The organism is Brucella anthropi ATCC 49188, assembly GCF_000017405.1.
Taxonomy (GTDB): Bacteria; Pseudomonadota; Alphaproteobacteria; order Rhizobiales; family Rhizobiaceae; genus Brucella; species Brucella anthropi.
The window spans coordinates 1,792,774-1,805,373 of the sequence record NC_009667.1 but is presented as its reverse complement, the minus strand read 5'-3'; the positions used below and the strand labels follow the sequence as shown (position 1 = coordinate 1,805,373).

Genomic DNA, 12,600 nt, shown 5'->3' with positions numbered 1-12,600 from the left:
AAACTACGAACTGCATTTCAACCCGAAAGCAGGCTCGTATTTGAAATGTCCTCCCGGTCGAAATCACGCTGCTTGGATCTATTGCGAAGACGCAAAGACGCCTGAAACAGTCCTTGAACCGGCGGCCTCGGCGTTCATTCCCATTGAAAAATAAAAACGGAGCAAGAGCATCGAAACCGGCCTCCTGAACGAAATCGCAACGGGGATGGCGCGCATCGCGGCGTTACGATCATGACGGCTCATATTTAGAGCGGTTTCAGGACGCGGCCAGACCATAGGAACAAAATCGTTTGCATGCAATCTATTCCAATATTAGAAATTGCTCAAATGAACGATTGACGTTGCCGAGCGATGAGCTGCCAATATAAGACATTGAAATAATTATAAAATAATTGTATTTTCCTACACGGGCAATCGATCAATTCCCCGTGTAGAGCGATCTTCGGGCAACTATCTCTTCTGAACAACCAAGAAAATACGCGGAAAACGCAGCAGGACTTTCCCGTCTACTGCCACCGGATAATGCGGCGCAATCCTCGCCTTGTAAGCCTTCAGATAGTCGGCCTGCTCCTGTTCATCGAGCGGATCGAGAAACGGTCGCAATCCGGTCGCCTTTACCCATTCCACAATCGCATCAACGCCATCCAGCGGATGGTTATAGACCGTGTGCCATATATCGAGCCGGGCGGCCTGACCGGCGAGCGCATTATAATATTCCATCACCGGGGGCAGAGGTCCCCTGCCCTTGGCGCCGATCTTGGCAGCAAAGGCCTCTGTTTTTGCGACGTCACGCATACCGACATGGGTCTGCTCGCCCATATTGTCAGGCATCTGGACGGCCAGCACCGCGCCGGGACGAAGCAGCGACAAGAGGCGTTTCATCTGCTTGATGTGATCCGGCAGCCACTGGAAAACGGCATTGGAGAAGAGGACATCGGTTTCCGCATCCGGCTCGTAGCTCGCCACATCGCCGATGGTGAAATCCACCTTCGGCAGGCGGACCTTGGCCTTCTCGATCATGTCTGGCGATGTATCGAAGCCGGAAACATCAGCTTCCGGCCAACGCTCAACCAGAAGCTCCGTCGAGTTACCCGGTCCACAGCCGATATCGACAACCTTGCGCGGCTTATCGACCGGTATCTGGGCCAGAAGATCACGTGCCGGGCGGCTGCGTTCGTCTTCAAACTTCAGATATTGCTTTGCAGACCAATCTTTCATCATGTTTCCCTTCATCAAATAAAAAGGCCGGTGCAATGCACCGGCCTTAACTTTAAAGCGCCAAAGGTTCATTGAGGTTCTGGCTATGGCGAGACGAAAATGGTGAGGTTCGAGAACCGGAGCGGAGCGTACTTTGCGTACGTGAGCACCTGAAGCGCAGAACCACACCATTTGCAGACCGCCAGAGCCTGAACATCTCGAACCTTACCGTGTGAGCGGCTTGTAGGTCACCCGTTTCGGGTTGACGCTATCCGGTCCAAGACGACGGATCTTGTCAGCTTCATAGTCCTCGAAGTTGCCTTCGAACCATTCGACATGGCTGTCGCCTTCGAATGCGAGGATATGTGTTGCCAGACGGTCGAGGAACATACGATCGTGGCTGATGATAACGGCGCAGCCAGCGAAGTTTTCCAGCGCATCTTCAAGCGCGCCGAGCGTTTCCGTATCGAGATCGTTGGTCGGTTCGTCGAGCAGCAGGACATTGCCGCCGGACTTCAGCATCTTGGCAAGGTGAACGCGATTGCGCTGGCCGCCGGAAAGATTGCCGACCTTCTGCTGCTGGTCGCCGCCCTTGAAGTTGAACGCACCGCAATAGGCTCGGGAGTTCATTTCAAACTTGCCGAGCTTGATGACGTCATTGCCGCCGGAAATCTCTTCCCAGACGGTCTTGTTGGCATCGAGCGCGTCGCGGCTCTGGTCCACATAGGAAAGATGAACCGTATCGCCAATACGAACCGAACCGTTATCCGGCTGCTCCTGCTCCGTCAGCATCTTGAAGAGCGTCGATTTACCGGCACCGTTCGGGCCGATCACACCGACAATGCCGCCTGCTGGCAGCTTGAAGCTCAGATCGTCGATCAGGAGACGGTCGCCATAGCCCTTCGACAGACCCTCGACCTCGATGACCACCTGACCGAGGCGTTCACCAACCGGGATGATGATCTGCGCATCGCCGGGGCGGCGTTCTTCCGCGCTCTTGACCAGTTCGTCATAGGCCTTGATACGCGCCTTGGACTTGGCCTGACGGGCCTTCGGGCTTGCAGAAATCCATTCACGTTCACGCGACAGCGCCTTTTCACGGGCAGCCTCTTCGCGGCCTTCCTGCTGCATGCGCTTGGCCTTGGCTTCCAGATAGGCGGAATAATTGCCTTCATAAGGAATGCCGCGACCACGGTCGAGCTCGAGAATCCAGCCCGTCACATTGTCGAGGAAGTAGCGATCGTGGGTGATGATCAGCACTGAACCCGGATATTCTCGCAGGTGCTTTTCAAGCCATGCAGTCGTTTCGGCGTCCAAATGGTTGGTCGGTTCGTCGAGAAGCAGCAGATCAGGCTTCGAAAGCAGAAGCTTGCAAAGTGCCACACGGCGCTTTTCACCGCCCGATAGTTTGGTCACGTCGGCATCGCCCGGAGGGCAACGCAGCGCTTCCATGGCCATTTCAACCTGGCTTTCGAGATCCCAGAGGTTCTGGCTGTCGATGATGTCCTGAAGCTTCGCGCCTTCATCCGCAGTTTCGTCAGAATAGTTCATCATCAGTTCGTTGTAACGGTCGATGATCGCCTTCTTGGCGGCCACACCTTCCATCACATTACCGAGCACGTCCTTGGAAGGATCGAGTTCCGGTTCCTGGGCAAGATAACCGCAGGTCGCGCCATCGGCCAGCCAGGCCTCGCCGGTATATTCCTTGTCGAGACCGGCCATGATCTTGAGGATGGTCGACTTACCGGCGCCGTTCGGGCCGAGAATGCCGATCTTCGCGTCGGGATAGAAGGAGAGATGGATATTCTCCAGAATCTTCTTGTTGCCATAGGCCTTATTGAGGCCGGACATGTGATAAATGAACTGGCGTGCCATAAAGCGCGTCGTCTCCGCAGGTTGAGAAGCGCGATCGGTCTTAACATTGCCGAACCGCGCGGAAATTGCTGACGCGTATGTAGGCCAAATATGCCCCGGACGCAAACGGCAACCCACCAAACGGAAGCAGCCGGAACCGCAAATCAAACTCTGATGAAAACCATAAATAATGAAACCGGGCGCGGATATTTCCGTCACCCGGTTTCCCCTCTGGCCACCGTCCGCGAAAGTTTCCTCCCTTTCATCGGACGGCCTGCAAGTTATGACGTGGAATCCCGTTTAAAACGCCCCTGATTGCCCTTCAAAAACCCCGTCTGCAAAGCTAGATTTGCCCAAGCTTTTGCGCTTTTCAAGCGGAATCTGCACAAAAAACGCAATTGCCTAAAATTCATTCACACTCCGTTCCAGTGCCTGTTTAAGCGACGCCGCAACGGAGGAGATTGACTATTTGCACGGCATAAAATCAGATGGCGAAATGACATTCAAAACCATTCATCATCTGCCGGTTTCAGACAAATCAGAACTCCCGTTCCGCACCGTCCGCGCCGGGACACCGCGAGCCGTTGTCCAGATATGCCACGGCCTTGCCGAACATTCCGCACGCTATGAACGCTTCGCGTCCGCCTTGGTCGCAGCAGGCTACCACGTCTATATCCACGACCATCGCGGCCACGGCGCCAATATCGGCGCTCATGCGCCAAGAGGAATGTTTGCACAAAAGCAGGGCCATATCGTGGCTATCGAGGACGTGCGGGCGCTTAACCGGAATATTCACGAGAACCATCCGGGCCTTCCGGTCGTGCTTTTCGGACATTCCATGGGCGGGCTGATCACGCTGAACTATGTGCTGGACTACGCTGACACAGTCGATGCCGCCGCGATCTGGAATGCCAATGTCGATGGTGGCGCGGAAAGCGCTGCAGCGCTCGCACTTCTTTATATGGAGCGCATGCTGAAAGGCTCGGATGTTCCGAGTACCATTCTGCCAAAGATGACTTTCCGCGCCTGGGGTCGATCCATAAAGGGCCACCGCACGCTATTCGACTGGCTCTCGCACGACCCGGCAGAGGTCGACGCCTATGTCGCAGATCCGCTTTGCGGCTTCGATGCCAGCGTGGCGTTATGGATCGACATTTTCCGCTTGATCCGCCGTGGCGCCGACGACCGGAACTTTTCCAATATCCCGCGAAACATGCCCTTCAATCTTGTTGGTGGGACCGAAGACCCTGCAACGGTGAACGGTGCCGCCGTGCGCAGACTGGCAGACAGAATGCGGAAAATGGGTTTCGAGCGTATCAATTGCACGATCCTGCCCGGCACCCGCCACGAGAGCCTCAATGAAATCAACCGGGACGAGGTGACACAGAATTTTCTGGACTGGCTGGCGGAGGCTCTTCCGTATTCGGCAATGTCCGGCTAAAAAACGGCAGTCAACCGATCAATCAAGCTATTATCCGGGCCAGAACTCACGTTTACTTGAACCGTCTTGGCTTTGCCATCCAATCAATGCTATGGAGCGCGCCTTGCGCGTTATCGGGTTTCCGGGCAGGAAAGCCGAGCTTAAGCAGATAGCGCGAGGAATAAAGGAACACTCCGCTTGGACACACCGACGATTTCTGTGGTTATCCCCTGCCGCAACGAAGCCGACAATCTTGCCTTTTTGCTGGATGAAGTCGATGCCGCCATGCAGGGCCGCGCATACGAAGTCATCGTCGTCGACGACGGTTCGACGGACTCGACCAGCGATGTACTCGCGGGCCGCATTCATGCCGGCAAGCCACTCCGCCATCTGCGCCATGACCGGTCGTCAGGCCAGAGCGCTGCTGTGCGCTCCGGTGTTTTCGCGGCACGCGGCAAGATCGTCGTGACTATGGATGGCGACGGACAGAACAACCCCGCCTATCTCCCGGTTCTGGCAGATGCACTGTTAAAGGCCGGGCCTGATTACGGCATTGCAGCCGGACAGCGCCTCAAGCGCACGGATACGAAACTCAAGCAGCTTTCGTCTCGCTTTGCCAACAATCTGCGCGGCGCGATCCTCAAGGACAAGACCCGCGATTCCGGCTGCGGCCTGAAAGCGCTGCACACTGACCTGTTCCGGCAACTGCCTTTCTTTGACGGATGGCATCGCTATCTGCCTGCTTTGGCAATCCGCGAAGGTTTCGACGTCGTGCATGTCGATGTTGTCGACCGCGAACGCCGCCACGGCAAATCCAATTACGGCATTCTAGACCGTGGAGTGCGTGGCATTCTGGACCTTTATGGCGTCTGGTGGCTGCGGAAGCGCCGCAAGGTCGTTCCGCGTGTGAGAGAGATCACCCATGACTGATATTTTCAACAGCCTGTCACAGTGGCTGCACGAGGTTTTCGTGGCCCAGTGGGATGGCTGGATCGTGCTGGGCTTCGTCGCTCAGGCCTGTTTCACCATGCGCTTCGTTGTGCAGTGGTTGGCTTCCGAAAAGGCAAAACGCAGCGTCATGCCGGTTGCCTTCTGGTTCTTCTCACTCTTCGGTGGCACTTTGCTGCTGATCTATGCGATCCAGCGTAAAGACCCGGTCTTCATCGCTGGCCAAGGACTTGGCCTCATCGTCTATGTTCGCAATCTCTGGCTCATCGCCAATGAGAAGAAGCGGCTGACAGCCGGGGAGTAAACTCCCCGGTCGTTTCCAGAGCATTTCTGGACGCAAAACCGGTTTCCACTTTTGCTGGAAATGCTCTAGTGGATTGAATTTGACGTTTGATACCCGTCCGATATAAATCCCGTTTCAAACGTCAAATTCGAAAAATCCACTAGATTCATAAAGTTACTAGTGGTTTTTTTGATTCCGACATTTGCTCGGCGCTCATATCCGAGGGATGCAAATGTCGGAATCAGACCACCAGTCAGGCCCGAAGCGTCCGCCCAACCGAACGATAATCTAGCCCGGTGCCTGCAATATCTTCTGCCTTGTAGACATTGCGCAGATCAATCAGCACATTTCCGGCCATGACATTGGCCACTCGCTTAAGATCCAGCGCACGATAAGCGTTCCATTCGGTCAGCAGGGCAACGACGCCTGCGCCCTTCGCCGCTTCGTAAGCTGAATTGCACCAGACAACATCAGGAAGCACCGCCCTGGCAGCGTCCATGGCCTCAGGGTCATGCGCCTGAACCTTGATCCCGGCTTTCTGAATGGCCGCGATAATGTCGAGCGCAGGAGACTCGCGAATATCATCGGTGTTCGGCTTGAAGGCGACGCCCAGGACAGCAACCGTGTCTGCACCGTTTTCCTTGGCCGCAGTCACGATCCGTTCGGCCATCGACTGTTTGCGCGTCTCATTGACCGCAATGACCTGTTCGATCAGCGATTGCGGCGCATCATATTTCTTGCCCGTCGCAGCAAAGGCCCGCGTATCCTTCGGGAAGCACGATCCGCCGAAGCCCGGACCGGCATGCAGGAATTTCGAGCCGATGCGATTGTCCATACCGATGGCGCGCGCGACTTCCTGCACATTGCCGCCGGTCTTCTCACAAAGGTCCGCAACCTCGTTGATGAACGTCACCTTCATGGCCAGAAAAGCATTGGCCGCATATTTGATGATTTCCGCATTTTCCAGCGACGTGACGACCATCGGCGTTTCACGCAGGTAAAGCGGACGATAGAGGCGCTGCATCGCGGCCCTGCCGCGCTCGTCTTCCACCCCAACAACAACACGGTCGGGTCGCATGAAATCTTCTATTGCCGAGCCTTCCCGCAAGAATTCCGGATTGGACACCATCGAGAACGACACAGCCGGACTGGCAGCCTTGATACGGTCGCGTATGCGCGCATTGGTGCCAACCACGACCGTCGACTTGATGACGACCACGGCGCCCGGCTTCATGGCGGCGGCGATTTCATCCGCAGCTGCTTCGATATATTGCAGGTCCGCCTCGCCATCACCACGACGGGATGGCGTGCCAACAGCGATGAAGATGACGTCGGCATCGGCGATACTTGCCGGAAGATCGGTGCTGAACTCCAGCCGACCATCGCGAATATTGCGGGTCATCAACTCATCAAGCCCTGGCTCGAAGATGGTGACTTTCCCGGCCTTTAGCCGCTCGATGATCGACGGGTTTTTGTCGACGCAGGTAACGTGAAAACCAAATTCGGCAAAACACACACCTGAAACCAGACCCACATAGCCCGTTCCGATCATCGCCAGCTTCATATGTTCAGTCCTTCAGTTTGGCTTCGCGTGAGATTCCGGCCCCGGTTTGCCGGAAATGGCAGCGTTAGAGAACCGGAGCATCGTTCACTTAAAGTTACATGCAGACCGGAAACGTCAAACAACGCCATTTGCAGGCGGCTAGAACCGAAATATCGGTAGGCTCACAGCCATTTGTCGTAGTCGGATACCAGAAGATGCAGCGGCTTCTCGTTTTCATCGATATTCGAAAAACGGCCAATCGGCTCGCGGAAAATATTGTCGGTCAGGTCGTCGTTGACGGTCGAAACCTCGCCGATCAGCACATCGCCGCCTTCCCCCCAGAAAGCATGCCAATTGCCCGGCAGCAGCGTCACACTTTCGCCCGGCTGCAGCTTCAGATGAGCACCAGCCTTCTGCGTCACAAGGCGTCCGTCGGTGGCAACAGTCACGTCGGTTTGCTCATCCACACTGCCATCCGGCAGCGAGTTGAACAGTTCCAGCACCAGCGTGCCCCCACCACGATTGATGATGTCTTCGGCCTTCACCACATGCCGGTGCATCGGAGAAAGCTGGTTCTTGCGCGAGATCATGATCTTTTCGGCATAAAGCATGCCACCGCCGCGCTTGAGGTCTTCTGCGTTGCCGTTACGCGTGGTGAAGAGGAACAGGCCAAGATCGGCGAACTTGCCCTGCCCGTAGTCCGTAATATCCCAACCAAGGCGCGCATCGCGAATGGCATGCGCATCCGAAGAGGTCCGCGCCTTCAATTCCTCGGGCGACCAATATGCGAAAGGCGGCATGACATAGCCGAAAGAGCGGATGAAAGCGTCGCTTTCGCGGATGATTTCGTTGATTTCAGAACGTTTCATGGCCACCGAGCCTCCCATGGAATGAAACAGATTGGGATGTGGTTGACGTGGTAACTGGCTTTTAAACCAATTTGCAATCCCGGAAACGCTCCGAAGGCGGATGTAACACATATTTGCGACGATCTGATCACGCCGCAAAAGCGACATTTTGGCGTGTCGTCTTTACGCGAAAACCATGTCGCATCCCAATGCGCGTTTAGAATAGTTCAGTGATTGAATCGGGATAACGGAAGCTAGTTCACAGACCTCGGGAGATGTGAGCAAGCCATTGAGATAACGGGACAAGCCGTGCTTCCGGAAGACAAAGGGAACACCGGATCGAGCCATAGTCGCTGGGAGAACAGCAGAAGGCAGATCCAAGATGGAAAGCAAGGGTTCGAGGCTATGGACGTTCGCAACGAAATGCTGGGGCTGTTGACCGGGCGCGACCCCAATTTCAGCCTGGAGCAGAAATTCTACACCGATCCAGAATATCACAAGCTGGATCTGGAGAACATTTTCTACAAGGACTGGCTGTTTGTCGGCCATGATTGCGAGCTGCCGAAGACCGGTTCCTATATGACCGTGCAAATCGGCGCTTATCCTGTTGTCATCGTTCGCGATGCGCAGGGCGGCATTCGTGCTTTCCACAATTCCTGTCGCCATCGTGGCTCGCGCATTTGCGCGGCTGAAAAGGGAACCGCCGCAAAGCTCGTCTGCCCTTATCACCAGTGGACCTATGAACTGGACGGGCGTCTGCTTTTCGCGCGTCAGGTCGGCCCTGACTTCAAGCCTGCCGAATACGGCCTGAAGCCGGTTCATTGCGAAACCGTCGCCGGCTATATCTATGTCTGCGTCGCCGAGGAAGCGCCCGATTTCGGTGCATTCCGCAATCTGGTCGAGCCTTATCTCGCACCGCACAATATCAAGGATGCAAAGGTCGCCTTCGAAAGCTCGATCATCGAGAAGGGCAACTGGAAGCTCGTCTGGGAAAACAACCGCGAGTGCTATCACTGCGCCGCGAACCATCCAGAACTCTGCCGCACCTATCCGGAAGCTCCGTCGGCAACCGGCGTGCAGGGCGTGATGGAAGATCCGGAGATCAACCAGCTCTGGAAGAATTGCGCCAGCATCGGTCTGCCTGCAGAATTCAACATGTCCGAAGATGGGCGCTATCGCATCACCCGCATCCCACTTCTGCGCGACGCGGTGAGCTACACCATGTCTGGCAAGGCGGCTGTCAAGAAGCCTTTGAGCGATCAGGTAGCTGGTAACACGAATATCGGTGCAATGTTGATGTTCAACTATCCATCAACTTGGAACCACCTGATGGCAGATCATGCGATTTCCTTCCGCGTTCTGCCGATCAGCGCCGAGGAAACGCTTGTCACCACCAAATGGCTCGTCCACAAGGATGCCGTCGAAGGCGTGGACTATGATCTCGATGAACTGACCCATGTGTGGATCCAGACCAATGACCAGGACCGGCAGATCGTTGAAGAAAATGCGGTGGGCATTCGCTCGCCCGCTTATCAGCCGGGCCCTTACTCGGTTGAACATGAAGGCGGCGTGATGCAGTTCCTCGAATGGTACACCAACACCATTACGCCGCGCCTGCGTGGTGAAGCGGCAAAGCTCAGCCGCGTCGCCTGATTTTTGAAATGCAGTTGAAGAAGTGAGAAGGTCATGCAGCCTCTGAAATATCTGGACGAGATGCTGCCGTGGAACGACAGGTTGCAGATGCTGGAATGCATCTCGGCCATCGAAGAAGCGCCAGACGTCATGACCTTCTCCTTCAAGACCGCCGAGGACAACTGGTTCCGCTATACGCCGGGCCAGTTCGTTACTCTGGAACTGCCGATTGAACGGGCAGATGGCCTCGGCCCGGTGCTGCGGACCTATACGCTTTCCTCGACCCCTTCCCGCCCCTACCACGTCTCCGTCACCGTCAAGGCGCAGAAGGACAGCATCGGCACGCGCTGGATGCTCGACAATCTGCGTCCACCGATGAAGATAAAGGCTTACGGACCGAACGGCGATTTCTCACTCGCCAATCATCCGGGCGAAAAGTATCTTTTCGTCTCTGCCGGTTCCGGCATCACGCCGATGGTTTCCATGACGCGCTGGCTCTTCGACTGTGCCCCTGCGACCGACGTCGCGTTCATCAATTGCGCACGCACGCCGGACGACATCATTTTCCGCCGTGAACTGGAGCTGCTTGCCGGTCGCATGGAAGCAATGCATCTGGCCTTCATTGTCGAGCAATCATCGGCACGCCATGTCTGGCCGGGCTTGCACGGGCGAATAGACCGTGCCCGGCTTGAACTGCTGGCACCTGATTTCCTGCATCGCAAGGTTTTCTGCTGTGGACCGGAGCCGTTCATGAACGGTGTACGTGGCCTGCTGGAAGACGCCGGGTTCAACATGGCCAACTATCATCAGGAGAGCTTTAATCCGGCCAGCGAGATTTCGTCGGTTCCGGTGCCGTCCACGCTCTCCGAACCGGCGAGCACAGCGACAGCACCCATCGCCCCGGCCGTGGCAGCAGCCAGCGTCGTCTTCAGCCTTTCCGGCGTGGAAGTCGAATGTACGGAAAACGACACAATCCTGCTTGCCGCCCGTAGTGGCGGCCTCAAGATTCCGAGCGCCTGCGAGTTCGGAATCTGTGGCACCTGCAAGGTGAAGTGCCTCGGCGGAGAGACCGAGATGAACCACAATGGCGGCATTCGCGACGACGAAATTGCCGAGGGCTATATCCTCGCCTGCTGCAGCCGCCCACGCGGTCGCGTGGAGATCGATGCTTAGAGCGTATCCCGAAAAGTGCGAAGCGGTTTTTGGAATAAGATGCGCGCTCTGAAAATCAGGCTTTCTTCAGAAACTCGGTCCGCAGCACCAGTCCCTTGACCTGCTTGGTGCTGCAATCGACTTCGTCCGGGTTCCCGGTGAGGCGAATGCCCTTGACCAGTGTTCCCCGCTTCAATGTCGTGGAGGTTCCCTTGACCTTCAGGTCCTTGATCAAGGTAACGGAATCGCCGTCATTCAACTGAGTTCCATTGCTGTCGCGGACGATAACATCTGTCATGATGGTTTCCTGTCTGGTGTCTGATTTGAGCCGTCCGTAGCACTCTTGCCGATGTTATACCAGAACGCGGCTTATTGCTGGTCTCGTGAACCCTGTCTGGCTATAGTCGGTTACGGAATAAGCAAAGCGAGTATTCTATGATCGGTCATGCACTTGTGGTTGTCGACATCCAGAATGATTTCTGCCCCGGCGGTGCGCTAGCCGTCGATCGCGGTGACGAAATCATTCCCACCGTCAACCGGCTGATCGATGAAAGCGAACACGTGATCCTCACGCAGGACTGGCACCCGGCCAATCATTCAAGCTTCGCCTCGACTCATGCCCACGCCCAGCCTTTCGATACGATCGAGATGGCCTATGGCCTGCAGACGCTCTGGCCCGACCATTGCGTTCAGGGTCGTCATGGCGCAGATTTTCACGCCAACTTGCAGTGGACGCGGGCACAACTCGTCATTCGCAAAGGCTTTCGCATCGGCATAGACAGCTATTCTGCATTCTTCGAAAACGACCGCAGTACGCCGACCGGTCTTGGCGGGTATTTACGCGAACGTAACATTGGTTCGCTCACTCTGGCGGGACTGGCCACCGACTTCTGCGTCGCCTATTCGGCGCTCGACGCCATTGCAGAAGGCTTTCAGGTGCGCGTCCGTCTGGATGCGTGCCGCGGGATCAACCTTAATGGCTCAATGGACATCATGCTGCAGAAGATGAAACAGGCTGGTGTCGAGTTGATTGACGAGCCTGTTTCAGCATCACATTTACTCTAGTGGTCTGATTCCGACATTTGCGTCCCTCTGATACAGGCGCTGAGCAAATGTCGGAATCGCAAAGACCACTGGTAACTTCATGTATCTAGTGGATTTTTCGAATTTGGCGTTTGAAACAGCATCTCATGAAGTCGGGATTCAAACGTCAAATTCAATCCACCAGTTCGCCGTCCGGCAGCACGACGAAGATCAACACAGCGATGATGGTGATGAAGAACCGGAACGCGGATTCGATCCCGTTCCAGGTTTGCGACATCCACATGCCGAACCATTCGCCGCCAACCGACATGAAGCCGACCTGCCAGACCAGAAAACCGAGTGCAAGACCGGCAATGGCCCATTTCTTCGAACGGTTGAAGCTGACCGCCCGGTCAGTCAGACGACCGAGCATCGCAAACGCCCCGATCCAGCACAGGATCGCCGTCAGCGTCTCTGCCGCGATGATGAGAATATAGGCGGCATTGTGCAGCATCGGATTAGTGATGGCGCGATACTTGATCGTGGCATCGGGAAAGATGGTATCCATCATCAGGACGTGCTGCACGAAGCCGAAATTCGTGTCGTAATCGGTGATATTACCGAACGAAACCAGCGTTGCGAAAAAGGCTATAGCCGCCACAAAGGCGGTTTTGCTCAAACGTGTTACGATCATGGAAAT

At 55.7% G+C, this 12,600-nt stretch carries 12 protein-coding genes; 6 read left to right on the top strand and 6 right to left on the bottom strand.

Going from position 1 to position 12,600, the window contains the following annotated elements; translation table 11 throughout:
- Positions 1-450: 450 nt before the first annotated feature.
- Complete coding sequence (tam, locus tag OANT_RS08935; protein ID WP_012091728.1) at positions 451-1,218, bottom strand: trans-aconitate 2-methyltransferase; 768 nt, start codon at positions 1,216-1,218, stop codon at positions 451-453.
- Positions 1,219-1,422: 204 nt separating this feature from the next.
- Positions 1,423-3,072, bottom strand: coding sequence for an energy-dependent translational throttle protein EttA (gene ettA, locus OANT_RS08930; protein WP_012091727.1), 1,650 nt, complete (start codon positions 3,070-3,072; stop codon positions 1,423-1,425).
- A gap of 475 nt (positions 3,073-3,547) precedes the next feature.
- On the opposite strand from ettA, the gene OANT_RS08925 reads away from it, so the two are divergent.
- From OANT_RS08925 to OANT_RS08915, 3 genes are all read left to right on the top strand, one after another.
- Positions 3,548-4,492 carry an alpha/beta fold hydrolase gene (locus OANT_RS08925; protein ID WP_012091726.1) on the top strand — a complete coding sequence of 315 codons (945 nt, stop codon included), beginning with the start codon at positions 3,548-3,550 and terminating at the stop codon, positions 4,490-4,492.
- A 177-nt stretch (positions 4,493-4,669) separates the two neighbouring features.
- Positions 4,670-5,401, top strand: a complete 732-nt coding sequence (locus OANT_RS08920) for a glycosyltransferase family 2 protein (protein WP_010659700.1) — start codon at positions 4,670-4,672, stop codon at positions 5,399-5,401.
- A complete protein-coding gene (locus tag OANT_RS08915) occupies positions 5,394-5,723 on the top strand; it encodes a lipid-A-disaccharide synthase N-terminal domain-containing protein (protein WP_012091725.1) in 330 nt (109 codons plus the stop codon). The genes OANT_RS08920 and OANT_RS08915 overlap by 8 nt, the downstream gene beginning before the upstream one ends.
- Positions 5,724-5,955: 232 nt before the next feature.
- Here the strand turns inward: OANT_RS08915 and OANT_RS08910 are convergent, their stop codons facing one another.
- Both OANT_RS08910 and OANT_RS08905 read right to left on the bottom strand, forming a co-directional pair.
- Positions 5,956-7,266, bottom strand: a complete 1,311-nt coding sequence (locus OANT_RS08910) for a UDP-glucose dehydrogenase family protein (protein ID WP_012091724.1) — start codon at positions 7,264-7,266, stop codon at positions 5,956-5,958.
- Between the two features lie 161 nt (positions 7,267-7,427).
- A complete protein-coding gene (locus OANT_RS08905; RefSeq protein WP_012091723.1) occupies positions 7,428-8,114 on the bottom strand; it encodes a D-lyxose/D-mannose family sugar isomerase in 687 nt (228 codons plus the stop codon).
- 384 nt (positions 8,115-8,498) lie between these two features.
- Here OANT_RS08905 and OANT_RS08900 point away from each other — a divergent pair, with 384 nt between their 5' ends.
- Together OANT_RS08900 and OANT_RS08895 are read left to right on the top strand one after the other, a co-directional pair.
- The gene (locus OANT_RS08900; protein ID WP_012091722.1) at positions 8,499-9,746 is read left to right on the top strand and encodes an aromatic ring-hydroxylating oxygenase subunit alpha; all 1,248 of its coding nucleotides are present in this window, start codon (positions 8,499-8,501) and stop codon (positions 9,744-9,746) included.
- Positions 9,747-9,779: 33 nt separating this feature from the next.
- Positions 9,780-10,898, top strand: a complete 1,119-nt coding sequence (locus tag OANT_RS08895) for an FAD-binding oxidoreductase (RefSeq protein ID WP_012091721.1) — start codon at positions 9,780-9,782, stop codon at positions 10,896-10,898.
- A 55-nt stretch (positions 10,899-10,953) separates the two neighbouring features.
- Here OANT_RS08895 and OANT_RS08890 read toward each other — a convergent pair whose 3' ends face one another.
- Positions 10,954-11,175, bottom strand: a complete 222-nt coding sequence (locus OANT_RS08890) for an alkylphosphonate utilization protein (RefSeq protein WP_010659694.1) — start codon at positions 11,173-11,175, stop codon at positions 10,954-10,956.
- Positions 11,176-11,312: 137 nt separating this feature from the next.
- Here OANT_RS08890 and pncA point away from each other — a divergent pair, with 137 nt between their 5' ends.
- The gene (pncA, locus tag OANT_RS08885; protein ID WP_012091720.1) at positions 11,313-11,942 is read left to right on the top strand and encodes a bifunctional nicotinamidase/pyrazinamidase; all 630 of its coding nucleotides are present in this window, start codon (positions 11,313-11,315) and stop codon (positions 11,940-11,942) included.
- Between the two features lie 151 nt (positions 11,943-12,093).
- Here the strand turns inward: pncA and OANT_RS08880 are convergent, their stop codons facing one another.
- The gene (locus OANT_RS08880) at positions 12,094-12,594 is read right to left on the bottom strand and encodes a DUF2165 family protein (protein WP_010659692.1); all 501 of its coding nucleotides are present in this window, start codon (positions 12,592-12,594) and stop codon (positions 12,094-12,096) included.
- Positions 12,595-12,600 lie beyond the last annotated feature (6 nt).

Coding starts and splice junctions, on each gene's coding strand:
- tam (WP_012091728.1), bottom strand. CDS start 1,218: ATGAAAGATTGGTCTGCAAAGCAATATCTGAAGTTTGAAGACGAACGC.
- ettA (WP_012091727.1), bottom strand. CDS start 3,072: ATGGCACGCCAGTTCATTTATCACATGTCCGGCCTCAATAAGGCCTAT.
- OANT_RS08925 (WP_012091726.1), top strand. CDS start 3,548: ATGACATTCAAAACCATTCATCATCTGCCGGTTTCAGACAAATCAGAA.
- OANT_RS08915 (WP_012091725.1), top strand. CDS start 5,394: ATGACTGATATTTTCAACAGCCTGTCACAGTGGCTGCACGAGGTTTTC.
- OANT_RS08910 (WP_012091724.1), bottom strand. CDS start 7,266: ATGAAGCTGGCGATGATCGGAACGGGCTATGTGGGTCTGGTTTCAGGT.
- OANT_RS08905 (WP_012091723.1), bottom strand. CDS start 8,114: ATGAAACGTTCTGAAATCAACGAAATCATCCGCGAAAGCGACGCTTTC.
- OANT_RS08900 (WP_012091722.1), top strand. CDS start 8,499: ATGGACGTTCGCAACGAAATGCTGGGGCTGTTGACCGGGCGCGACCCC.
- OANT_RS08895 (WP_012091721.1), top strand. CDS start 9,780: ATGCAGCCTCTGAAATATCTGGACGAGATGCTGCCGTGGAACGACAGG.
- OANT_RS08890 (WP_010659694.1), bottom strand. CDS start 11,175: ATGACAGATGTTATCGTCCGCGACAGCAATGGAACTCAGTTGAATGAC.
- pncA (WP_012091720.1), top strand. CDS start 11,313: ATGATCGGTCATGCACTTGTGGTTGTCGACATCCAGAATGATTTCTGC.
- OANT_RS08880 (WP_010659692.1), bottom strand. CDS start 12,594: ATGATCGTAACACGTTTGAGCAAAACCGCCTTTGTGGCGGCTATAGCC.